The sequence below is a fragment of the Nocardia sp. NPDC003726 genome (assembly GCF_053586955.1).
Map to the genome: position 1 here is coordinate 46582 of NZ_JBSFNF010000020.1, position 22055 is coordinate 68636.

20 protein-coding genes are annotated in these 22055 nt (G+C 70.0%); 5 read left to right on the plus strand and 15 right to left on the minus strand.

Features of this window, described 5'->3' with window-relative positions; all coding sequences use genetic code 11:
- The first annotated feature begins 334 nt into the window (after nucleotides 1-334).
- Complete coding sequence (locus ACWDMM_RS24260; RefSeq protein ID WP_357109847.1) at nucleotides 335-1861, plus strand: FAD-dependent monooxygenase; 1527 nt, start codon at nucleotides 335-337, stop codon at nucleotides 1859-1861.
- Nucleotides 1862-1927: 66 nt separating this feature from the next.
- Here the strand turns inward: ACWDMM_RS24260 and ACWDMM_RS24265 are convergent, their stop codons facing one another.
- From ACWDMM_RS24265 to ACWDMM_RS24285, 5 genes are all read right to left on the minus strand, one after another.
- Nucleotides 1928-2587, minus strand: coding sequence for a hypothetical protein (locus ACWDMM_RS24265; RefSeq protein ID WP_357109849.1), 660 nt, complete (start codon nucleotides 2585-2587; stop codon nucleotides 1928-1930).
- A gap of 296 nt (nucleotides 2588-2883) precedes the next feature.
- A complete protein-coding gene (locus ACWDMM_RS24270) occupies nucleotides 2884-3807 on the minus strand; it encodes a hypothetical protein (protein ID WP_357109852.1) in 924 nt (307 codons plus the stop codon).
- The gene (locus ACWDMM_RS24275; protein WP_195083019.1) at nucleotides 3807-5093 is read right to left on the minus strand and encodes a hypothetical protein; all 1287 of its coding nucleotides are present in this window, start codon (nucleotides 5091-5093) and stop codon (nucleotides 3807-3809) included. The genes ACWDMM_RS24270 and ACWDMM_RS24275 overlap by 1 nt, the downstream gene beginning before the upstream one ends.
- A 90-nt stretch (nucleotides 5094-5183) precedes the next feature.
- Nucleotides 5184-6404 (minus strand): oxygenase MpaB family protein, encoded by a 1221-nt coding sequence (locus ACWDMM_RS24280; protein ID WP_195083020.1) that lies wholly within the window; start codon nucleotides 6402-6404, stop codon nucleotides 5184-5186.
- Nucleotides 6355-7017, minus strand: coding sequence for a TetR/AcrR family transcriptional regulator (locus tag ACWDMM_RS24285; RefSeq protein ID WP_195083021.1), 663 nt, complete (start codon nucleotides 7015-7017; stop codon nucleotides 6355-6357). The genes ACWDMM_RS24280 and ACWDMM_RS24285 overlap by 50 nt, the downstream gene beginning before the upstream one ends.
- 127 nt (nucleotides 7018-7144) lie before the next feature.
- Here ACWDMM_RS24285 and ACWDMM_RS24290 point away from each other — a divergent pair, with 127 nt between their 5' ends.
- Together ACWDMM_RS24290 and ACWDMM_RS24295 are read left to right on the plus strand one after the other, a co-directional pair.
- On the plus strand, nucleotides 7145-7732 hold the full coding sequence (locus tag ACWDMM_RS24290) for an LppA family lipoprotein (protein ID WP_449939706.1): 588 nt from the start codon (nucleotides 7145-7147) through the stop codon (nucleotides 7730-7732).
- 196 nt (nucleotides 7733-7928) lie between these two features.
- On the plus strand, nucleotides 7929-9020 hold the full coding sequence (locus tag ACWDMM_RS24295) for an AAA family ATPase (RefSeq protein ID WP_449939708.1): 1092 nt from the start codon (nucleotides 7929-7931) through the stop codon (nucleotides 9018-9020).
- Nucleotides 9021-9071: 51 nt separating this feature from the next.
- Here the strand turns inward: ACWDMM_RS24295 and ACWDMM_RS24300 are convergent, their stop codons facing one another.
- Entirely contained in the window at nucleotides 9072-10007 is a 936-nt protein-coding gene (locus ACWDMM_RS24300; protein WP_357109865.1) for a GlxA family transcriptional regulator, read from the minus strand.
- A gap of 71 nt (nucleotides 10008-10078) precedes the next feature.
- Between ACWDMM_RS24300 and ACWDMM_RS24305 the strand changes: the two genes are divergently transcribed.
- A complete protein-coding gene (locus tag ACWDMM_RS24305) occupies nucleotides 10079-10414 on the plus strand; it encodes a cupin domain-containing protein (protein ID WP_357109868.1) in 336 nt (111 codons plus the stop codon).
- 268 nt (nucleotides 10415-10682) lie between these two features.
- Here the strand turns inward: ACWDMM_RS24305 and helR are convergent, their stop codons facing one another.
- From helR to ACWDMM_RS24340, 7 genes are all read right to left on the minus strand, one after another.
- Nucleotides 10683-12905, minus strand: a complete 2223-nt coding sequence (gene helR, locus ACWDMM_RS24310; RefSeq protein ID WP_357109871.1) for an RNA polymerase recycling motor ATPase HelR — start codon at nucleotides 12903-12905, stop codon at nucleotides 10683-10685.
- A gap of 154 nt (nucleotides 12906-13059) precedes the next feature.
- Entirely contained in the window at nucleotides 13060-13230 is a 171-nt protein-coding gene (locus ACWDMM_RS24315; protein WP_357109873.1) for a hypothetical protein, read from the minus strand.
- Between the two features lie 2 nt (nucleotides 13231-13232).
- Complete coding sequence (locus ACWDMM_RS24320) at nucleotides 13233-14216, minus strand: glycine betaine ABC transporter substrate-binding protein (RefSeq protein WP_357208680.1); 984 nt, start codon at nucleotides 14214-14216, stop codon at nucleotides 13233-13235.
- Complete coding sequence (locus ACWDMM_RS24325; protein WP_357109876.1) at nucleotides 14213-14950, minus strand: ABC transporter permease; 738 nt, start codon at nucleotides 14948-14950, stop codon at nucleotides 14213-14215. Before ACWDMM_RS24325 ends, ACWDMM_RS24320 begins: the two co-directional genes overlap by 4 nt.
- Nucleotides 14947-16227 (minus strand): ATP-binding cassette domain-containing protein, encoded by a 1281-nt coding sequence (locus ACWDMM_RS24330; protein ID WP_449939713.1) that lies wholly within the window; start codon nucleotides 16225-16227, stop codon nucleotides 14947-14949. Before ACWDMM_RS24330 ends, ACWDMM_RS24325 begins: the two co-directional genes overlap by 4 nt.
- Nucleotides 16224-16868, minus strand: coding sequence for an ABC transporter permease (locus tag ACWDMM_RS24335; RefSeq protein ID WP_449939716.1), 645 nt, complete (start codon nucleotides 16866-16868; stop codon nucleotides 16224-16226). The genes ACWDMM_RS24330 and ACWDMM_RS24335 overlap by 4 nt, the downstream gene beginning before the upstream one ends.
- A 629-nt stretch (nucleotides 16869-17497) precedes the next feature.
- Nucleotides 17498-18079, minus strand: coding sequence for a TetR/AcrR family transcriptional regulator (locus ACWDMM_RS24340; RefSeq protein ID WP_357208677.1), 582 nt, complete (start codon nucleotides 18077-18079; stop codon nucleotides 17498-17500).
- Between the two features lie 92 nt (nucleotides 18080-18171).
- Between ACWDMM_RS24340 and ACWDMM_RS24345 the strand changes: the two genes are divergently transcribed.
- Complete coding sequence (locus tag ACWDMM_RS24345) at nucleotides 18172-19107, plus strand: SDR family NAD(P)-dependent oxidoreductase (protein WP_449939718.1); 936 nt, start codon at nucleotides 18172-18174, stop codon at nucleotides 19105-19107.
- An 88-nt stretch (nucleotides 19108-19195) separates the two neighbouring features.
- On the opposite strand, the gene ACWDMM_RS24350 is transcribed toward ACWDMM_RS24345, so the two are convergent.
- Both ACWDMM_RS24350 and ACWDMM_RS24355 read right to left on the minus strand, forming a co-directional pair.
- Entirely contained in the window at nucleotides 19196-20122 is a 927-nt protein-coding gene (locus ACWDMM_RS24350; protein ID WP_449939720.1) for a helix-turn-helix domain-containing protein, read from the minus strand.
- 41 nt (nucleotides 20123-20163) lie between these two features.
- The gene (locus ACWDMM_RS24355; RefSeq protein ID WP_449939722.1) at nucleotides 20164-21903 is read right to left on the minus strand and encodes a hypothetical protein; all 1740 of its coding nucleotides are present in this window, start codon (nucleotides 21901-21903) and stop codon (nucleotides 20164-20166) included.
- Nucleotides 21904-22055: the final 152 nt, after the last annotated feature.

The window sequence follows — 22055 nt, forward strand, 5'->3', positions numbered from 1 at the left end:
GGGCGCCCCGCCGCGCTCGTCCGTCCTCTGCGTGGTGTTCGCCACGTCGTACAGGTCGGCGTCATCGAGCACGACGATCAGGTCCGGGATGTCCTCGGTGTGTCCGTTGCCGAGTTGGTCGACCATGAGATCGAGGGCGTTCTCGGCGAACTCGCCGACTTCTCCCAACGTGGCGGAGGCTTGCGGTGGGGCGATGAGACTCTCGATCTGCTCCCGGGCGCCGCTCACCCGCGGGGGCGGCCGCGTCGCCGATCCGGGATCGTCGCCGCTGGGCGCAAGCGGCATGCAAGAATCCGCAAGAGCCGGGCAATGCGGCCGCCGCACAGTGGTTCCCATGAACGAGACACGTGAAGTGGTGGTCGTCGGCGCCGGGCCGGTCGGCCTGATGCTGGCCTGTGAACTGCGGCTCGCCGGGGTGGACGTGCTGGTGGTGGAGCGCCTCACCGAGCCGGACCGCACCATCAAAGCCGGGGCGATCAATGTGCCGACCGCTCAGGCCATGTACCGCCGCGGGCTGCTGCCGCAGCTGCGCGCCGAGCAGGACGCCGCGTTCGCCCGGTTCGCGCAGTTCCGCCGCGAGGCCGGTATGCCGCCGATCGACCGCGGTCGGCGGCCCGCGGTGGGGCATTTCGCGGGCATCATGCTGAACACCGAGGCCGTCGACCTCGACGATCCGGAATTCGCCGAGGTCGGCCCGGCCGCCGAAGTGTTCCTGGTGGCCCAGCAGTCCATCGAGGCGATCCTGGGGCGCCGCGCCGCCGAACTCGGCGTGGAGGTCCGGCGCGGAGTCGAGGTCACCGGACTCTCCGACGACGGGGCGGGTGTCACCGTCGAGTGCGGTGACCGCGGGGTGCGCACCGGCTGGCTGGTCGGCTGTGACGGCGGGCGCAGCACTGTCCGCAAGCTCGCCGGGTTCGCGTTCCCGGGCTTGGACCCGGAGATCACCGGTCATCAGGCGATCGTGGAGATGACCGGAGCCGAGAACCTGCGGATGAGCTGGAACACCACCGAGACCGGCATCTACGCCTACGGGCCGATGCCGGGGCGCGTGCTCACCGTCGAACTGGACGGCCCGCCCGCCGATCGGGATGCTCCGGTGACGGCGGCCGAACTGCAGCACAGCATCCGCGCCGTCACCGGAGTCCCGGTGGTCGTCACCGCGGTGCATTCGGCCACCCGCTTCACCGACAACACCCGTCAGGTCCCCGACTACCGCAAGGGCCGGGTGCTGCTCGCCGGCGACGCCGCGCACGTGCACTCGCCGTTCGGAGGCCAGGGCCTGAATCTCGGCATCGGCGACGCGGTCAACCTCGGCTGGAAGCTGGCCGCCGCGGTGCGCGGCTGGGCGCCCGACGGCCTGCTCGACACCTACACCGCCGAACGGCATCCCATCGGCGCCTGGGTGCTGGAGTGGACACGGGCGCAGATCGCGTTGATGCGCACCGACCTTCGCAGCCGCGCCCTGCGCGCCGTCGCCACCGAACTGCTCGCCACGCGCGACGGCGCCACCGGCGTGTTCAAGCACATCTCCGGTGTCCGGCATCGCTACGACCTCGGCGAAGCGCACCCGCTTGCCGGAAAGGTCACGCCGGATGTGGAATTGGCCGACGGTACCCGCCTCGGCGCGCATTTCGCCGGAGCCGATGGCGTCCTGCTCGACCTCACCGATTCCGCCGACCTGCGCTCCCGCGCCGAGGGTTGGTCCGGGCGGGTGCGCGTCGTCACCGCGAAAGCCGCGCAGGCGCGCGAGCTTTCGGCGCTTCTGGTCCGTCCCGACGGTTGTGTCGCCTGGGCTGCCGACGGCGGCGACCTGGACGGCATCGAGGAGTCGCTGGCCCGGTGGTTCGGCGCTCGCGCCTGACATCGCACCGACCGTCGTCGCGTGGCGCACCCGGCGATGTGGTGGGTGACCGCGCCGGGTGACGGTTCAGCTCAGCAGCCGTTGTTCCAGCTGGGCGAGGACGGCTCGGTTGCGCTGCGCGTCCAAGGCCAGCGCGGCGGCCCAGACGTGCGCCGAGATGACTCCGGTCTGGACGCGGTCGATCCAGTCGTGGATGGTGCTGCGCCGATCGAGGGTATCGCTGTCGAAGGTGATCGGTTCGAGTTCCGGCAGATGCACGTAGCGCAGCTGGGTGCTCTCTCTTCCGCGGGCGTCGAAGATGCTGGCGGCCCAGACTTCCTCGGTGGTGGCGTTCGGCGAGGTGGTGCCCGGGTCCGGCTCGTTGTCGATCCCGTGCACCACCGCGTCCGCGGCGGCCTGGTGGGCCAGCCCGAAACCCCAGAGGCGACCGTGCATGCCTGCCATCATCCGCCCGGCGATGTCCAGGATCGGCGAGCCGGCGACGGTGGGGCTGTCGTTGGGCGAGAATTCCGCGAAGCCCGCCGCGCTCGCGCTGTCGTCGCCGCCGGTGCCGGTGAAACCCCAGATGTGCACGAGGCCGGTGTCGGTGGTCGGCGCACCGCTGCGGCGCGTGATCATGGCGGGCAGCAGGATGTCGATGACGGATCGGGCCGGATACCGGATCGCCGGTACGGTGTCCGAACGACGTGTGCTGGTGTTGCGCTTGTGGTTCCGGCGGCCGGACATGAGCGTCTCCGTCGAAGTGTGGTTTCGGACAAGGCATCGACCCGGTGGTAGTCAGCGCTGTCAGTGTAGATAGATCGACCGGTGACGTTGTCGACAACAGCACATACTCGTGCCCGCCGGATGTCCGGTCGCCCGGCCCTCGTCGTCGCGCGTGGTTCACCGTCTCGCCGCATGCCGCGGGCTGTTCGCCCAGGTGACGGCAGGCGGCGGCCGGTTGTGCGGTCGGATCTCCCCGTGCGGCGCCGAAATCAGGACGTATTGACAAGCGGAGAACCGACGGCGACCGCGCGGCGGCGTCAGCCGGGAAGCCGGTCGTCGGGCATCAGGCGGGTGATCGAGAGATCCCGTCGGGCTATTCCGGGGCCGTGCTCGTATATCGGGCGGATCGCGTCCAGCGCCTGCACACAGCTCAGGTGGTCGGCCGGATGCAGGCCGTCGGTGAATCGGAACCGCAGGCCCGCCGTGCCTTTGGCGGTGTCGGTGGTCGTGACGAGGCGGTAGCGCAACGGCGCCACGTCGGCGACGGCGGCGGTCCAGATGGAGCGGTAGCTCAACTGGGAGCCGAGATCACGTTCGACGATCACCTTCTCGACGGTTCCGGAGTCGTCGGTGATCACGTCGACCGATGTGCTCGGGGACGTGGCGGGCTCGGCGGAGCCGGGGAAGACCGCGTCGTGCAGGACGCGGAGCCCGGCCGCGTAGTACCCGTCGACGGCGGCGGCCGCGATCGCCGGGGCGTCGGTGGCGGTGGTGCCGATCCCGGTGTCCCGCAATGTTTCCCAGGGATATACCCCCGTTTCGGGAAGGTCGAGTTCCTCGACGAGTTCCAAGCGTCGGATGCCGCGGGTCACCTCGGCCAGGGAGCGAACCAGCCGTGCCGGGATCGTGGCTTGGAAACCTCCGGTCGCGTGGAAGGTGGAACGGCCGGCGCGGCAGGCTGCCAGAATGTCCGCGTGCGAGACGCGCCCGTCTCGCGGTGCGGTGGATATCACGTCGTAGCCGTCTCCGAGCAGCTGCGGTACAACGTCTTTCCAGATGTCGGTGGTGATCTCCGCGAAGGCCGGGACGAAGACGACCGACTTCGTGCCCTCGGGCGGCGCCTGCGTGGCCCCTACCCGCCCGGTCACCGCCAGATCCGGTCGTTGCTCGATTCGCTCGGCGATCCGCTGGGCGAGCGGGCCTGTGCCGAGCACCGCGACGGGCAGCGTGGGTGAACTCATCAGGACTCCACAAGGTAGTGCGGGCGCAGGTCGGGCATCATCACGCCGGGCGGTGCGTCGCACAACGGCGCGACCACGCTCAGCATGGCGGCGACCGAGATGTCGGTGACGGCCGACCAGTCGCCGCTGTAGGCCTCGTCGTCGAGTTCGTTGCGCATCTCGATGTCGCCGGGGCTGCCGAGGAGGGTGATCACATGCCCACCGGACAGGCTGCTCGGATGGTCCTGGCCGAGATGGGCGTTGCCGCCACCGACATGCCAGCACTCCTCGTTGGTCATGAAGAGGCGCTCGCCGAGATAGCCGCGATAGGTCATGTGGATCGCCCCGACGGTGCCGGGCTCGACGACCGTGCCGCCTGCGCGCACCCGGACGCGGGCCGGGACCGGGTACAGGTGCCGTTCGACCCGTACCTGCTCCGGACCGGCCCCGTACAAGGCGTGCGCGACGTTGCCGAGCACGGCGTCGAAATAGAAGTGCTGCATCAGGCCGATCGCGTGATCGGAGTCGACGGCGGCCAACGGCATGCCGAATCCGAGGCTCTCCAGGCCGCCCCACATCCCGTCGGGCGCGGAGGACAGATCCCCGACTTCCAGGAACCGCACCTCCCGTACGCGGTCGAGCACTCCGGCCAGTCGCAACAGCACCTGCTCCACCATCAACCCCGGATGCAGGCCGGTGCCGTGCAGGGAGACGCCGCCGGCCAGGCACGCCGCTTGCAGTCGGCTGCCCGGTTGCCGCCGGGGAATCACCCGGTCCACGACGAGGCCGGCCAACCGTTCCAGACCGGGACGCAGTGGTCGTGCGGCTGCCGAGTCGACCGCCTTCATGCCGAAACGCAAGGCCGCCAGCGCGTTGCGCAGCTGCGGGCCGAAGGCGTCGCCGGTGACCTTCATGTCGGCCACCGTGCGCAGGACGTCGAGCGGTGAGCGCGACGCGGACAACCAGGTCGGCATCGACGGATTGTGGTAGGACGCCGCGGAGACGACGTTCTTGCCCGATTCGAGCAGGTCGATGACGTCGTCGTCCGCGCCACGCACCAACGCGGGGGTGGTGGGGGTGTGGATGACGCAGTCGGCGTCGAGCGCGAGGATCTCCGCTTTCGACGTGGTCGCCGTGCGACCCACCGGCGGCAGGCCGGCCAACTCGCCGATGTCCTTGCCGTGCTTGTGCGGACTGAACACCTTGACTCCGACGACCTCGAAGTCGGGCGACTCGAGGGCCGTGCGCAGGGCGCGGCCACCCATGTCGCCGGGCCCCCAGATGATGAGCCGATAAGGACCTGACACAACCGTCTCCTTGCCGATCGCGAAATTCTCCGGCCCGCCGGCGATGTGTCGCCGCGGCAGCACCGGCGGGGCGTGCTGGCGGGCGGGCGATCAGGCGGTGCGATCCAGCTGTGGTGCCGAATGCCCGATGGTGGCCTCGGTTTCGCCGATGAGGCGGCGCAGGAAGGCTTCCTGCTGCTGGCGCCCGTGGACGGCGGCACGGTCGAGTCCGCCGGGCGTCAGGTGGGTGTAGGCGGTGCGCACGAGGTTGACGGGGATGCGCAGGGCGGGGTACCAGGGCGGGACGTAGGGCAGGCCGAGAATCCGCATCGCGCCGGGTCCGAGGAAGGCGCTGCTCACGGACAGGTGCTTGGCGCGGGCGAGCCGGCCGCGCAGGGTGGGCAGGTTGGGGTAGGACCAGCGCAGTGGATCGTCGGCCATGGGCAGGGCGAGCTGGCGGCTGGTCTCGTCGGGGTTGGTGATGGCGGTCAGGCAGTGGTCGAGGATGGCGATGCCGTCGCGGAAGCCGGTCGGCAGCCAGTGGTCTTCGACGCCGATGAGCCAGCCGACGTAGCGGGTGAGGTGGGCGGCGGCGGCCAGTTCGCGCGGGGACAGGACGACGCCGAGCGCCATGCCGCCGACGACGGGTGCGAGCAGGGCGCCGACGAGGGTGGCGGCCATGTCGGTCTGGTTGATCGGCAGACCCCATTCCTCGGTGCGCCAGTCCGGCATGGCGACGACGTGCCTGCGGACCAGGGAGTGGATGAGCCGCACGTGCAGGGTGGAGCGGTAGCCGACACCGTAACGGTCCATGCCGTTCTCGGTGGATACGTCCATCGCCCACTGCAGGGTTTCGGCGAACCGGCGGGCGGGACCTTTCTCCAGGGCGCCGGTGCGCAGCAGGGTCTTGTTGAAACCCGAGGCCAGATAGCCGCCGATGAACGAGACGTCGCGCGCGAAATACAACCCGTCGTTGCCGCCGGAACGGAACACGCGCTCGCCGTCGCGCAACAGCTTCGGATCGACCCACGCCGGGGTCGCCTCGACGACGGTGAAGAACTCGCGCAGCGGTGCGGGTGCGCCGGGGATGCTGTCGATGCCCGACCGCAGTGCCTGCTCGAACAACGGCCGTGTGCCCGCCATGCCTTCGGCGTACATCCATTCGACGAGGCGGTCCATCGGCTCGTCGCCGACCAGCAGTGCTTCGCCGAGCAACTGCCAGCGCTGCGCGGAAGGCTTCCCGATGCGCAGCAGCGCGGCGAACGGGCCGAGGCCGGGCGCCTTACGCGGCCGGTCCGGGTGGCGTGCCGGGATTGTCGCGGACGTGGTCATGGAAGGGCTCCTCATCGGGGCGGGTGATGCCGTGTTTCAGCAACGGCACGATGGTGGTGCGGACGAAGGCGCGGGCGCGATCGTCGTCGGTGAAGTCGACGCTGCCGCCGCCCGGGGTGAGCAGCAGCGAGTGGGCGAGGCGCGCGACGAGTTCGGCGACCGGGCGCGGGTCGTACTCGTCGATGAGGCCCGCGGACTGGGCGTGGGTGATCATGCCGACGATGTACTCGATGCCGATGGCGACCAGGCGTTCGCCCTGCACGGTGGAGAAACGCAAGGCTTCGTCGGGCGCCACCCGCAGCAGCTGGGTGACCAACCGGTGGATGCGGGTCTGCAACAGGACGTACAGCATCGTGTCCTCGATCTGGGCGTCCACACCGGCGGCGGTGGCGGCGATCGCGGTGACCTCCGCGAGCATGCGGCGGGTCTCCCGGGCGAGCACCGCTTCGATCAGGTTGTCCTTGCCCGCGAACCGGCGATGGACGGTGATCCGGCTGAGCTCGGCCCTGCGGGCGATGTCCTCCATGCTGGCCCGGCGGATGCCGACCTGCAGGATGCGTTCCAGCGCGGCGTCCAAGATCCGTTCGTCGACGCCGTCGGACCCCTCGCTCATGAAACAAACATACAAAGATTGTGTCATTGAGTCAATGATTCGATGCGCTCGTCCCGGCGGCCGCGAATAGGATTGCGCCAGAAGCGGCCTGGCGATCCGTGCGGCCGCGGGCACTCGGGAGACGACGATGACCGGACCGCGCTGGCCGACCGCCGCTCTGCGCTGGTGCGTCGCGGTCGCGGTCGCGGCGTCGGCGGGTGGATGCGCGACCCTGCTCGGCGAGCAGGCCCCGCCGCCGTCCGCCGAGGAGATCGCCGCCGCGACAACGGAATTGACCGGCCTGCCGTCTTCGGAGGCGGCGGAGCGGCAGATGGCAGCGGTCGTCGACCGGATCGCGGCCGCCGCCTCGGCGATCGAACCCGGATTGCGCTGGAGCCGAACCGGGGACCGCGCGCTCGGCCCGTGCTACGGGCCGTATGAGCACACCGGCGGAAGGCGTGTCGTCCTCCCGCGCTACTACGCGGACGCATCGCTCCCAGCGGGAGCGTGGCTCGGTTTCCAGGAGACGGCCCGCACCCTGGCCGCGTCCGTGGGCGCGACGGACGTGTTGCCCGGCGGCTCCTCATCCCCGGACCGGCACATCACGTTCGAGGGAGCGGACGGAGCGGAGTGGAACAGCAACACAGAGCTGTCGGTTTTCGCCGATGCCCGCTCGATGACGATCACCGCCACCGTGGGCTGCCGATTGCCCGAGGAAGATCGGTCGACCCGGTGACGTCGGTGCCCCCCGGCGCCGACTGATCGGTGCGCACACACGTTGCGCTCGGTTCTCGGCCCAGCTGTTCGCGGCGTGGGCTCGGGCCGATCATGGGCGTCGGTGTGGGCGTCAAATCTGTTGAGCGGTAGCGGGTCTTTGTTCAGGATGGTCGAATCTCCGATCATCGCTGTGGAAGGGGTCGCGGGTGCTGCCGATGTCTGTGCTCTGGCTGACCGGTGCGCCCGGGGTGGGCAAGTCGACCGCCGGTTGGGCGCTCTACTCCTGGGCGCGGGCGTCGCACCGGCCGGTCGCGTATGCCGACATCGATCAACTGGGTCTGCTCGTTCCCCCGCCCGTCGGCGACCCGGAAGCTCATCGGCTGAAGGCCGCCAATCTCGTGCGGGTTCTCGACACGTTCCGCCGTCGCGGTGCGCGACAAGTCGTGGTGTCCGGTGTGGTGGATCCGAGTGCCGGCATCGACGCGGCTGTGCGCGAGGCAGCGGATGTCGAGGTGACGCTGATCCGCCTGCGATGCGCGCGCGAGGAACTGCGACGCCGCTATCTCGCGCGCGGCTCGTCGAGCGAAAGACTCGACGAGCTGATGGCGGTGGCGGATGCCTTCGACCGCAACGGTGTGGGCAGGCCCTTGGACACCACGGCGATGTCGCCACGCACGGTCGTCGAGGCGTTGGCGGACCGGATATGCCCAGCGGCCGTGGGCTTCTCGCCCGTGTCGTCCTCGGCGCCCGAGGTAGGGCCACGCGTCGAGCCGTCGCCCGTGCTGCTGCTGACCGGCGCGACCGCGGTGGGCAAGTCGACCGTGGGCTGGGAAGTTCTGCGGATAGTGCGCGGCCGCGGCATCACCGCGGCGTACGTGGATGTGGACCAGCTCGGATTCGGTCCTTCCGGCTTCGCGGCGAAGACGGACAATCTCCTCGCGGTGTGGCGGGGGTACCGTCACGCGGGCGCGCGAGCGTTGATCGTCGTCGTCCGTGGAGCACCCCATCGGTACCGGGAAGCGCTGGCAGGTGAGCGGGTCGTCACGGCATGTCTCGAGGCGTCGCCCGCAGAGCTGGCGCGGCGGATCGCGCGGCGCGCTCGCGGCGACGGTCCACGCCTGGCGGGCGATTCGCTCGTGGGGGCCCCGGCCGGGCAACAGCTGGCAACGGTGCGCCGCGCCATCGAGGAAGCGGCTGTTCTGCGCGGCGGCGGAGGTGCCGATGTGGTCATCGATACCGGCGCCGAGACCGGTTCGACGGTGGCTGCCGCACTGGCCGGCGTGCTGGCCCCGGTGTGCCCGGCGTGAGCGGATCTCCCGGCGCGGCTGATCGCAAACGCCTACCGGAAGGTTCATCGATCACGAGCCCCGGAATGCTCGCCGGTAGGCGCCAGGGGTTGTGCCGACCTGGGCGCGGAAGCGGCGGCGCAGGTTGACCGCCGAGGCCAGGCCGACGCGTGCCGCGATCGCCTCCACCGGCAGGTCGGTCTCCTCCAACAGGGTGCGCGCCTCGGCCACCCGGCGCGACAGCAGCCATGCCCCCGGGCTCGTGCCGAGCTGATCGGCGAAGCGCCGGGCCAGCGTGCGCGGCGAGACGCTGAGGTGGGCGGCCATATCCGCGACCGACAGCGCCGTGCCGAGGCGCGCACCGGCCCACTCCAGCAGGCCGTCCAGCGCGTCCGTCGGCGCGGCGGGCGGCGCGTACTGCGTTTGGCCGCCCTCGCGGTGCGGCGGCATCACCATGTGCCGCGCGACGAGCGCGGCGTGCGCGGCCCCGTGATCCTTCCGGACGAGGTGCAGGCACAGGTCGATGCCCGCGCCCGCTCCGGCGCTCGTGGCGACATCGCCGTGGTCGACATAGAGTACGTCCGGTTCCACCCGCACCCGGGGGAATTCCCGCGCCAGCTGTGCGGCGCGCGCCCAGTGCGTCGTCGCCGAACGTCCGTCCAGCAGGCCCGTGCGAGCCAGCGCGAACACTCCGGAGCAGATCGTGACGAGCCGCGCCCCACGGGCGTGTGCGCGCAGCAGCGCGCGGTGTACGGCGGCCGACAGCGGCGCCTGGACCGGCGCCCACCCCGGGATCAGGACGGTGTCGGCGGAAGCGAGCGCCGAAAGGCCCTGCGACACCTCCAGCGTGTATCCGGCCGAGGTCGGCACCGGCCCCGGCGTCTCCGTGCACACGTCGAATTCGTAATAGTGCGGCACTCCGGCCCGCTGGGTGCCGAATACCTCCGCGGCGCAGCCGAGTTCGAAGGTCGACTGCACCGGCCGCACCAAGGCGACCACACGATGCATGGCAAGATCGTACCCAGTGGTGTCCAACTGGACACTTTCTCGGAGCGCTCGCGCGCGGCACCGTGAGAGCCATGCATTCGGAAATCCTCGCCCAGGAGGGCTACACGTCGGTCTCCGTCGCGGACTCGCCGGTCCGGGAGCTGTTTCCCGGCATCCGGGTACGGCACCTCTGGACCGGGCCGTCCGGAGCGAGCGCCAACGTGCTGGAGATGGACCCGGGTACGTCGTGGCCGCGCCGCGACATCCATGAGCCGGGCCCGGAAGAGGTCTACGTGGTAGCTGGCACGTTCAACGACGGCGCACGCGACTACCCGGCCGGGACTTTCCTGCACGCCCCGGCCGGATCGTGGCACGTGCCCGCCACCGCCACCGGCTGCACGCTGTTCGTCTTCTACCCGGAGGGTTAGCGGCGCCGCCGGTCATTGTGGACCACCGTTCACCGGGGTGAACGAAGGTGCGGTGGGAGCGACGCTGGCCGGTGCCCGACGAATCCCATCAACGAATCGGCCGCCCCCCGAACCTCGTGCCGACGTCGTTCACCGGTGCGTCGGCGATCGACCCGGCCACGTCCTCGGGCCTACCGCTGACGATCGGAGATGCACCCCGTACCAAGGCATCTACCTCGCAGAACACTGCCGCAATGGGTCTTCGCGCCGCACTGTCGACCGGGCCGGATCATTGTGATCCGGCCCGACTCGACACCCTGTGCCCGTGATCCCCGGCCCCGACGGGCGCCCCGGCTTCGGCGAGGCCGGTGAGCGCCCGCGGCAGTGGGCCCCGGTGCAGCACGCCGAGGCGTTGGGTGGCGCGGGTGAGGGCGACGTAGAGCTCGGCCGCGCCGCGAGGGCCGTCGGCCAGGATGCGTTCCGGCTCCACGACGAGGACGGCGTCGTATTCCAGTCCCTTGGTCTCCGCCGCCGCCACCGCGCCCGGCACATCCGGTGGCCCGATCACGACGCTGGTGCCTTCCCGTGCAGCTTCATCGCGCACGAAATCGTCAATGGCGGTACGCATCTCGTCCGTGGTGACCTGCCGGGACCACGGCCGCACACCGCACGCGCGAACCGACTCCGGCGGTTGGACGCCGGGTGCGAACTCGGCGAGCAACTCGGCGGCGACGGTCATGATCTCCGCCGGGGTGCGGTAGTTCACCGTCAGCGATCGGTAGACCCACCGGCCGGGCACGTAGGGCTCCAGCATCGCGTCCCACGAGATCGCTCCGGCGGCCGACCGGCGTTGGGCGAGGTCGCCGACGATCGTGAAGGAGCGGCCCGGGCAGCGCCGCATCAACACCCGCCAATCCATCTCGGACAGTTCCTGGGCTTCGTCCACCACGACGTGCCGGTAGGTCCAGTCCCGGTCCGCCGCGGCGCGTTCGGCGAGTTCCCTGGTGTCGCGTTCGAGGAAGCGATCCGCCAGGTCCTCCGCGTAGAGCAGGTCGTGGGCGAACAAGTGGTCCTCGTCGTCCATCATGTCCTCGCGCCCGACCAGGATGTCCAGCACGCCCGCCGCGTACTCGGCCTGGGCCTTGCGTTCCCGCTCGGCGTCGTCGTCCGGTTTCTCGCGCCCGAGCAGATCGACCAACTCGTCGAGCAGCGGCACGTCCGACACCGTCCAGGCATAACCGTCGCGGCGCAACAGCGCCCGGTCGGCGCCCGCCGCTTCCAGCCGCTGCGGGGACTCGTACAGTTCCGCCAGCAACCGCTGCGGCGTCAGGATCGGCCAGAGGTCGTCGAGCGCGGCGGCGAACCGGGCGTCGTCCGCGAGTTCGGCGCGCAGGTCCGACCGCAGGTTCTCCCATGCGTCGCGGTCCTGCCTGGTCAACCAGCCCCGGCCGATGCGCGCTATCGCGCGCTCGGTGAGCACCCAGGTGACGATCTCGGCGAACACGGCGCGGGCTTCGTTGTGCGGCAGCCCGCTCGCCCGCGCCTCCTCCCGGCCCCACTGCGCGGTCTCGGCGTCGATGCGCACTGTGACATCGGATAATTCGATCGGCACCGGATGCTCCGGCAGCCGCTGCCGATCGGCCACGGCCGCCGCGAGCACGTCCAGGATCGCCAGGGAACCTTTGCGCCGCGCGGCCTCCGGGTCGTCCTCTGCGGTGACATGCAGGCCGGGCACCAGATCGCCGGTGGTCGTGAACACGACATTCGTCTCGCCCAGCGCCGGCAGCACGCGGCCGATGTGGTTCAGGAACGCCGGGTTGGGGCCGACCACGAGCACGCCGTGGCGTTCCATCCGCTCCCGCTGGGTGTAGAGCAGATACGCGACGCGGTGCAGCGCCACGACGGTCTTGCCGGTGCCGGGGCCGCCTTCGATCACCAGCACGCCAGGGTGGTCGAGCCGGATGATCTCGTCCTGTTCGGCCTGGATGGTCGCCACGATGTCGCGCATCCCCTCGCCGCGCGGCGCGTCGACCGCCGCGAGCAGCGCCGCGTCGCCCCGCTCGCCACCGTCGGGGCGGCCGAGGATCTCGTCGGTGAAATCGACCACACGGCGGCCCTTGGTGTGGAACTGCCTGCGCCGTCGCATGCTCTCCGGGCTGGCGGCGGTGGCGACGTAGAAAGCGCGCGCCGCGGGCGCCCGCCAGTCGAGCAACAGCGGTTCGAACTCGTTCTCCGCGTCGAACAGGCCGATCCGGCCGATATAGGAGTGTTCGCCCGACAGCGCGTCCAACCGGCCGAAACACAGCCCGTTGTCCGCCACCTCCAGCCGCTTCACCTCCCTGGCCAGCGTGCGCACTTCGACGTCGCGTTCCATCGGGCTTCCGCCGTTGCCACGCAACGCGGCGGTGTACCCGCTCTTGGCTCGCGCGCGCTCGGCGTCGAGCCGAGCGTAGAGCCCGGCCACGTAGCCGCGCTCGGACCGCAATTCGTCCTCGTACCCCTGAGTTGACACAAGGCCCCTCCGCTTTCCTGGCTCGACGATCCCGCGCGAACGCCGTTTCTCGCCTGCCCGAGTCGAGCAGCGGCGCCGCAGCCAGCGATTCTGCGGCACGACCCGGGTCTTGCCGCAAGCCCCCGGGTGCGCTATAGGTTGGAGGTGGAGGGGGTCAGGCGGGGCTCACCCGACTTGGCGCCCGTGGTGTGCGGCAAAGAAGCCTGCCGCCCGGCAAGCCGCTGACCTCGCCGCCGTTGGCGCGGAACTCCGCGACCACGCCGCGGTTGAGGCCGTCCAGCGCGGCGGTGTCGGAAGCCAGTCCGTCGTAGTCGATCTCGGTCATGGTCACTCCACCAGCTTCTCGCTCTTCAGCCAGTCGTAGGCGACATCGGCGGGGTCCTCGCCATCGATGTCGACGCGGCCGTTGAGGTCCTGCATCAGTTCGTCGGTGAGGTGTTCGGAGATGGTGCCGAGCAGGGCGCGCAATTGCGGGTGACGCTCGATGACCGCGCCGCGCACGACCGCCGTGCCGCTGTAGGGCAGGAAGAACTTCCGGTCGTCGTCGAGCACGGCCAGATTCAGGTTCTTGACCCGCCCGTCGGTGGTGTAGATCATGCCGAAATTGCACGGGGCGCTCTTGGCCGTGGCCGTGTAGACGACACCGGCGTCCATCCGCGTGACATTCCCGGACGGGACGCCGTTCGGATCGTTGTAGGGGATCCCGTATTTCTGCAGCATCGGAATGAAACCGTCGGAGCGACTGAAGAATTCGTCGTCGACACAGAAGGTGCGCTCGGGCACAGGGAGCGCCGCCACATCGGACAGCGACTCGACGCGCAGGCGTTCTGCGGTCGGCGTCGACGCGCCGAACGCGTACGTGTCGTTGAAGTTGGCCGGCGGCAGCCACTCCAGATCGTGGTCGCGCTTCTCGATGTCGTGCACGCGCTGCCAGAGTTCGGCGGGGTCGGAGATCGTCTCGGTCTGATTGTGGTAATTGACCCAGCCGGTGCCGGTGTACTCCCAGAGCACATCGGCGTCGCCGTTCAGCTGAGCCTGCCGGGACGAGGCCGACCCCGGCGCACCGGTGAGGTCGGTGACCTTCGCACCCGCCGCGGCCAGGTAGGTCGCGGTGATCTTGCCCAGCAGGACGCCCTCGGTGAAGCTCTTCGACGTCACGACCAGCTCGGCGCCATCCAGCGGCCGGTCACCGCCGGGCAGGCGCGCGTCGTGGAAGGTTCCCGACGAACTCACCAGACCGCACCCGGCGACCGCGGCCGACACGACGAGTGCGCACAGCAGGCCGAGCACCCGGGCTCGTGGCGATCTCATGAGATCCCTCGCGGGGTCGCGGCCAGTTCGACGAGGCGGCCGAGCCAGTCGATGATCAGCGCCAGGAGTCCGACCAGGATCGCGCCGGAGACGAGCAGTTTGGGCAGGAAGAGGGTGACGCCGGTGGTGATCAGCGTGCCGAGGCTGGTCGCGCCGATGAACGTGCTCAGTGTCGCGGTGCCGACCAGGATCACCAGCGCCGTGCGCACCCCGTTGAGGATCACCGGCACCGCCAGCGGCAGCTCGACCTGCAGCAGCGTGCGCGCGGCCGAATAGCCGATGCCGCGCGACGCCTCGATGGTGCGCTGATCGACCTGCCGCAGTCCCACGATCGTGTTCTGCAGGATGGGCAGCACCGCGTAGACGACGAGGCCGACGATCGCGGTGCGGAATCCCGTGCCCAGCCAGAAGGTGAACAGCACGAGCAGTCCGACCGCAGGTGCGGCCTGTCCGATATTGGCGATATTCACCGCGACGGGCTCCAGCCGCTTCAGTGCCGGGCGGGTCAGCGCGACGCCGAGCGGAATCGCCACGACCACCACGATCACCGTGGCCACCACGGTCAGCTTGATGTGCTGCACGATCGTGGTCTGCAGGTTGTCCCAGCCGAGGGACGCCTGCTCCGTCGCGGTGAAGCTCGTCGACCGGTACCACAGGATGTATCCAGCGGCGATGACGAGGATGACCAGCGGTTCGAACCACACGTCGATCGGCACGCGGCGCAGGCGGCTCATGACGGCTGGTCCGATCCGAGTTCCTCGTCGGCGGCGACCACCGGCGTCGGGGCCGGATCGGTTCCGTCGACGTAGGTCGTGTAGGACAGATCCGCCTCGTCGGCGCGCCCCTCGGCGAGCTTGGTCCGGATCACCTCGGTGACCGTGTCGATGCTCAGCGAGCCGAGCACCGCGCCCCTGCCGTCGGTGACGAGCGCGGCGCCTTGGCTGGTGGCGAGCATGGCGTCGAGCGCGTCGTTGAGCGTCGAGGATCGCGCCACGACGGGCAAACGCCGATCGAGGTAGTCGGAGACCTCCGGTTTGGTCGCCACTTCCGCGAGCGAAGGCCACGACCGCGGCCGCCCGGCCTCGTCGACCACGACGACCCAGGTCTGCCCCGCGGCCTCGGCCCGTTCGATGACGCCGCGGGCGGGTTCGCCGATCCGTGCGGTGACGACGTCGTCATAGGCGACGTCGCGCACCCGCGACACGGTGAGATACGCCAGCTTCGCGCCGGACCCGACGAACTCCTCCACGAACGGCGTGGCCGGATCGGTGAGGATCTCCTCCGGACTCGCGTACTGCTCGACGTGTCCTCCCTCGGACAGGATGAGCACCTTGTCACCGAGCTTGGTGGCCTCCTCGAAATCGTGGGTGACGATCACGATGGTCTTGCCGAGTTCCTGCTGGATGGCGATCAGGCTGTCCTGCAGGCGCACCCGGGTGATCGGATCGACCGCGCCGAACGGCTCGTCCATGAGCAGCACCGGCGGGTCGGCGGCGAGTGCGCGCGCCACGCCGACGCGCTGCTGCTGTCCGCCGGACATGTCCTTCGGCAGCCGGCCGGCGAAGGTGGCGGGGTCGAGGCCGACCAGATCCAGCAGGTACTCGGTGCGCTCGGCGATCCGCTTCTTGTCCCAGCCGAGCACCCGGGGGATGGCGCCGACGTTCTTGGCGACCGTCCAGTGGGGGAACAGCCCGCCGGACTGGATGACGTACCCGATCGACTGCCGGAGCTTGTCGGGGTCCTCTCGGGTGACGTCGCGGCCGCCGATGAAGATGCGGCCCTCGGTCGGCTCGATCAGGCGGTTGATCATCTTCAGCGTGGTCGTCTTGCCGCACCCGGACGGGCCGACGAACGCCACGATGTCGCCCGCATCGATCTCGAGGTCGAGGCGCCGCACCGCGGGCTCGTCCTGGCCTTTGTAGCGCTTGACGACCGAGTCCAGTGTGATGGAGGCGCCGGTCACCGGCCGTTGCGGCGTCGCGGGAGCGGGCCCGTCGGTCACGTCGGTCATGACAGTCCCTTCGCGATCGTGAGGCGTCCGAGCAGGACGAGGAATGCGTCGAACACCAGCGCGATGATGACGATGAGGATGGTTCCGGTGAGCGCCATCTCCAGGGAGTTCGCACCGCCGAGACGGGAGAGGCCGTTGAAGATGAGCGATCCGAGGCCGGGCCCGAGGACGTAGGCGACGATCGCGGCGACGCCGACGATCATCTGGGTGGACACTCTGATGCCGGTGAGGATCACCGGCCAGGCGATCGGCAGTTCGACGGTCAGCAGAATGCGCCGGCGTGAAAGGCCGATTCCGCGGGCGGATTCGACGACCGAGGCGGGCACCGACCGCAATCCCACGATCGCGTTGCCGACCACCGGCAAAGCCGCGAAGAATGCCAGCATCACGAACGACGGCACCACGCCCAGCCCGAACGGAACCAGCAGGATCGCCAGCAGCGCCAGCGAAGGAATGGTCAGCGCGACCCGGCTCGAGGTCAGCGAAAGCGCGGACAGCAGTGGGAACCGATAAACCGCCACCGCCACGAGGACGGCGACGACGGTGCCGACCAGAACCGTCTGGAACGCGAGCGAGGCGTGCTGATAGGTGAGGAATGCCAGCACTTCGCCCCGCCCCCGGATATAGCTCCATAAATTCACGGGATTCCCATCGTCAGGCGAAGACCGGTCGGGAGTTGTTCACGGACAGCCACCCGGACCGTCGAAAAGCAGTCGGTTTCGCGGGATCGATTTCCGGCGGCGTGCGGAAAGCGAATCGCCGCGCCGCCGAATTCGCGCTCCTTTCCGACCGTAACCGATGCGCTGCGACACAGGAGTTCGGCGGGCACGAGTCGTCCCGTCGGCAGGAGGGCTATGCGGCCCGTGTGACGGGTGCGGCCGTCGAGTAGCACTCGGCGTCGCACACGCTCATGCTGCTCGGCGCGCCGCCGACGGGAATGGCTCTGCTCGGCGTGCGGCGGATGAGCTCGCGGTGCTCGGCGGACATGCCACGGCCTTTCGCTCGAATCGGACGACCGGGTCCGAGGAAACCACGCCAACTCGGGTCCGGCCAGCATTACGGTCAGCCGGATCGAAATGGGCGGACCGGACCTTCCGCCGGCCGGGCCGACGCGATATCGCCACCGTGGCACCGCGCGGGCGTCGTCGCGGCTCTGGACAGGCCCGACCGCCGGTTGAGTGCCCTTGCTGGTGCGGGCGCGTCCCCGTGCACGACGATCCTCCCGACCGAGAACCGCGCAGTCGATGGGACCGCACGGCAGGGTGCGCATTCACGACGACGGGTGCGCGATCCGCGGTCGCAAGCCGTCGACGAGCAGGTCGAGCAGCCGCCCGGCCTGTTCCCTGCGTTCCTGGCTCTCGGTGGCGAGCGATATGCCGCTGAGGCCGACGAGTAGATCCTCGGCCGCGACGTCCGCTCGAAGGGTTCCGGCCGCCTGTCCCGCCCTCAGCAGCGTGGTGACCGCGGTGGTCAGGCGGTCGCGGCTTTCGGAGAACGGATCGCCGCCGGAGGCGATGACGGCGCGCAGGGCCTCGCCCATCCCGCGCTTGGTGGTGGTGTAGTCGACGAAGCGGTCCATCCAGGTGCGCAGCGCCCGGTCCGGCGGGAGGCCTGCCAGCAGGTCGGCGACCGAGTCGCACAGCCGGGCGAGCTCGTTGCGGTAGGCGGCGTCGACGAGTGCCTCGCGGGTGGGGAAGTGGCGGTAGAGCGTGCCGATGCCCACGCCCGCTTCCTTGGCGACGGCTTCCAGCGTGACGTCCGGTCCGTCGTGGGAGAACGCGCGCACGGCGACCTCGAGCAGCCGGTCTCGGTTGCGTCGTGCGTCGGCGCGCAGCGGGCGTTCGGTCGCCATCAAGTCCTCCCGGGGAACAAAGCGGAGGCATCTCCGGTTATGGGTAGTACCGGAGCATCCTCCGGTTCGAGTCTACCGAGATGGGACACGTCATGACCGATCGCATCACCACCCCGTTCACAGCCGAGTCCACCGCGGCGGAGGTGCTCGCCGGCGTCGATCTCACCGGGCGGCGCGCCGTCGTCACCGGCGGCGCCTCGGGGATCGGCGTGGAGACCGCCCGCGCGCTGGCCTGCGCCGGGGCCGAGGTGACTCTCGCCGTCCGCGACCTCGCGGCGGGGGAACGCACCGCGGCCGATATCGCAGGCACCACCGGCAACGACACGGTGCGTGTCGCTCCCCTCGATCTCGCCGATCGAGCGTCCGTCGCGGCGTTCGTGGCCGCTTGGGCGGGTCCGCTGCACATGCTGATCAACAACGCGGGCGTGATGGCCTCGCCGCTGTTGCGCACGCCGCAAGGGTGGGAGATGCAGTTCGCCACCAACCACCTCGGCCACTTCGCGCTGGCCACCGGACTGCGTCGGGCGCTGGCCGCGGCGGGGACGGCGCGGGTCGTGTCCGTGAGCTCCAGCGCGCATCATCGTTCGCCGGTCGTGTTCGACGACATCCACTTCGAACGCAGGCCCTACGACCCGTGGTCGGCTTACGGGCAGTCGAAGACGGCCAACGTGCTGTTCGCCGTGGAAGCCACTCGGCGGTGGGCCGAGGACGGCATCACGGTCAACGCGCTGATGCCCGGTGGTATCCGCACCAACCTGCAACGGCACGTGTCGGAGGAGGAACTCGAGCGGCTCCGCGCGGCCGCGGGCGGGGCGAGCGTGTGGAAGACGCCGCAGCAGGGTGCGGCCACCTCCGTTCTCGTCGCGGCGTCGCCCTTGCTCGACGGTGTCGGGGGACGCTACTTCGAGGACTGCAACGAGGCCGTGGTCGGTGTTCTCAGCGCCCGCAACGGAGTCGCCGAGTACGCGCTCGACCCCGACGCCGCCGCACGGCTGTGGCAGGTGTCGAGCGACACGCTGGCCGGGTGAAGATATGCCTCGGTCTCGAAGTTTCCCACCCGGGAGTGCGCCGACGGGAGCGCTCCCGGGCGGCGGGGCGCCGCGCGCCGCGGATCGCTCACCGGCTGGTCGGCGAGCCCGCCACGGACCGGCGCAGCGGCCGCGAACCCGGTGAGCAGGCACCGCCGACCGGCCAGTCCCGCTCGGCCGGAAAGAACGTTCCCCAGGCCCGGTAGCGATGCCGCGAGACGGGGCTGAGCGGTTGCGCCGTGAGCGATCCCGGCGTGGTCTCGGCGAAACTCGACACGTCCCGGCACAGGTGGGACTGGTCGGTATAGCCGCAGGTCACCGCTACATCGGCGGCGGGAATGCCCGCGAGCAGGCCTTCGACCGCATGCCGGAACCGCACCAGCATCGCGGCGCGTTTCGGGGTGAGTCCGATCTGGGCTTCGAATCTGGCCCACAGCCGTTTGCGGCTCCACCCGCAGGATCGGGCCAGCGCATCGATGCGCACCTGTCCTCGGCCTGCGACGATGCGTTGCCAGCTGGCGGTGACTTCGGGGTCCGGCGTCCGGGTCGGCTCGGCACACCGCCGCAGGAACGAGTTCGTCAGCGCGAACCGTTCTTGCCACGTCGCGGCATCCGCGAGCCGCTCACGCAGCGACAGCGCCCGGCGGCCCCAGAGATCCTCCAAGCCGACGACCGTGCTGCCCAGAGCGGCCGGGTCGATATTCGACAACGAATAGGCCTGCAGGGGCGACAAGCGCACCTCGACGCATTCGGCCCGCTCGGTACGCACACGCATGGTTCCGTGTGGGAATCCGGAGACGAAGCCGCTGAACGCCTGCCGCCCCGCCGTGCTGTCGACGACGAGTTCGTTTCCCCCGAACTCGATCAGCACCGTGACCGCGGGCAGCGCGGTGACCCGCAGGTCCAATCCGCCCGCGCCGCGAGCGCGATACCCGATCATCGCCGCGCCGCTCACGGCCGGACGGCGGAAAACCCATCCGGTGTCATGGCCCCGTTCGAGCCCGGTCGCTCCCACTCGCCCAGGCTGACCGCACCTCCCCGTACCGGAGTGTCCGGTCAAGGCCGGTCGACGCGGTCGAGAGCGAAGCGGGCCAGATCGGTGGAGATGATCTCCGGTCGCCCGCCCGATTGTTTCGCCGCGGCGGTGAGCACGTCGAGGTGGTGGTAGCCGGGGGCGATCACCGTCTCGCCGTGACTACGCGCCCCTGCCGCGACGACGATTCCGGCGCCGCCGATCAGGTTGAGGGTCCGATCGGCGAGGACACCGCCGGGATGGGTGCGGTGCCGGGTCATCTCGGGGGCCTGCGCTTGGAAGACGTCGAACGCCAGTCGCATCGGGAAGTATCCCTCGATGAAATCAAGCGGTTGCGCGGCGAGGCTGCGCGAGAGGTCCGCGATATCGGTGACCTCATGGGTGGCATCGGTGAACGGTGCGCCGTCGCGGTCGGGCACGCCCGCGGTCACGGCCGGCGCGTCGTAGTCGAGCCAGGTGTAGAGCGGGCCGCCGGGCTGATCGGGAATAGCTTTGCGATCCGGACCGAACAGCATGCCGGTGAGGCCGCGCAGCGCCGGGAGCGCGGCGACGTCGCCGGGAAGCGGGAAGTCCTTGTCCGCGACGGAGCCGCCGTCGAAGAAGCCGAATCCCGCTTGCAGCAGGGCGAGCGGCTGGGAGTTGGCGTCGAGGAACGCGCCGAGCGCGGCGGCGTTCGTGATCCGGAAATCACGGACCGACGGGGAACCGGACGCGGCCGCCGCCGCGTCCCGCGACAGCAGCAGGCGGTAGGTGGCCTCCTGGTTGACATTGCCCGGAACGTAACGCGCGAGGTCGGATTCGGCTTCCGGCGCGAGATGAGCCGCCAGCCCCGCGATGCCGAGCAGGTTCATCGTCTCGGGGTTGATGACCGCGGGCAGAGCCAGCACTCGGGGCAGCACGCCTCGGTCCAGCGCTGCCTCGATCGCGGTGGAGCCGATGCCGCCGACGGAGAGGTCGAGGAAGTCCGGGATGCCGTTGAGCGCCGACAGCGAGGTGTCGATCGCGGAGTCCAGGGCGAAATAGCCCGCACACTGGTCGGCGCCCGCGACCCCGCCGAAATCCCATTCGGCGAAGAACGCGGTGAGGACCCCGCCCAGCGAATGCCCACCGCACAACGTCTTCCGCTTCCGCGACAACGGATCGGGCAGTTCCGTGGTGAGCAGATCGTATTGGTCCTGAACGGTCTGTGCGACACCGACGTGACCGAGCCACCCGAGCTGGTCGTCCGGCACCACGCCGCCGAATCGGCGGCCGTCGATCTCGGCGCCGCGATAGTAGTAGTCGACGGCGAGATGCACGTCGCGGGCCGCCAGACCGGCCTGCCGTCCGAGGTGGTCCTCCAGACAGTTGGAACGCCGGTCCAGCGCCCAGAACTCCAGGTGCCGACCCTGTTCCGCCGCTGCGGCAACGGTATTGCGCGCGAGACTGTCGAACGCGCCCGCGCCCTCGAAGATTCCCGGCTGCGCCACCAGCACGGCGTCGGCGTCGGCCGAGCGCACCGGGCCCGCGACATCTCGGTAGCGCAGGTACGACAGCCGGTCACAGGCGGCGGGATGCGGCCCGACCGAATCGGGCAACGGAAGGCGAAGGCTGACAACGGACTCCGCCACGGACGTGATCGGTGAGGAGGAGACCACCGTGGTCTCGATACGTTCCGTACCCTCGGCCCGCGCCGTGACGGCGGGTGTCGCGACCGCGACGATCAGTGCGGCGGCCGATATGCCGGATCTCAGGAATCGCAGAATTTCGTCCCGATGGCGCACGAATCTACCGTGGCTCACCAACAATTGCGTCGACATCGACGACCTCTCGTCACGACAGCGGAGCGGCCGTATCGCCGAAGTTTCCGCATCGGTGCGAGGAAACGTATGGCGGCGGCGCTCGGTTGTCAACGCCGGTGCTATCAGAATGTCTC

Bases quoted from the DNA above. Each gene is read 5' to 3' on its own strand.
- ACWDMM_RS24300 (WP_357109865.1), bottom strand. From the start codon at position 10,007: ATGCATCGTGTGGTCGCCTTGGTGCGGCCGGTGCAGTCGACCTTCGAA.
- ACWDMM_RS24340 (WP_357208677.1), bottom strand. From the start codon at position 18,079: ATGGCGACCGAACGCCCGCTGCGCGCCGACGCACGACGCAACCGAGAC.
- ACWDMM_RS24295 (WP_449939708.1), top strand. From the start codon at position 7,929: ATGTCTGTGCTCTGGCTGACCGGTGCGCCCGGGGTGGGCAAGTCGACC.
- ACWDMM_RS24290 (WP_449939706.1), top strand. From the start codon at position 7,145: ATGACCGGACCGCGCTGGCCGACCGCCGCTCTGCGCTGGTGCGTCGCG.
- ACWDMM_RS24330 (WP_449939713.1), bottom strand. From the start codon at position 16,227: ATGACCGACGTGACCGACGGGCCCGCTCCCGCGACGCCGCAACGGCCG.
- ACWDMM_RS24315 (WP_357109873.1), bottom strand. From the start codon at position 13,230: ATGACCGAGATCGACTACGACGGACTGGCTTCCGACACCGCCGCGCTG.
- ACWDMM_RS24260 (WP_357109847.1), top strand. From the start codon at position 335: ATGAACGAGACACGTGAAGTGGTGGTCGTCGGCGCCGGGCCGGTCGGC.
- ACWDMM_RS24280 (WP_195083020.1), bottom strand. From the start codon at position 6,404: ATGACCACGTCCGCGACAATCCCGGCACGCCACCCGGACCGGCCGCGT.
- ACWDMM_RS24320 (WP_357208680.1), bottom strand. From the start codon at position 14,216: ATGAGATCGCCACGAGCCCGGGTGCTCGGCCTGCTGTGCGCACTCGTC.
- ACWDMM_RS24270 (WP_357109852.1), bottom strand. From the start codon at position 3,807: ATGAGTTCACCCACGCTGCCCGTCGCGGTGCTCGGCACAGGCCCGCTC.
- ACWDMM_RS24305 (WP_357109868.1), top strand. From the start codon at position 10,079: ATGCATTCGGAAATCCTCGCCCAGGAGGGCTACACGTCGGTCTCCGTC.
- ACWDMM_RS24345 (WP_449939718.1), top strand. From the start codon at position 18,172: ATGACCGATCGCATCACCACCCCGTTCACAGCCGAGTCCACCGCGGCG.
- ACWDMM_RS24325 (WP_357109876.1), bottom strand. From the start codon at position 14,950: ATGAGCCGCCTGCGCCGCGTGCCGATCGACGTGTGGTTCGAACCGCTG.
- ACWDMM_RS24265 (WP_357109849.1), bottom strand. From the start codon at position 2,587: ATGTCCGGCCGCCGGAACCACAAGCGCAACACCAGCACACGTCGTTCG.
- ACWDMM_RS24285 (WP_195083021.1), bottom strand. From the start codon at position 7,017: ATGAGCGAGGGGTCCGACGGCGTCGACGAACGGATCTTGGACGCCGCG.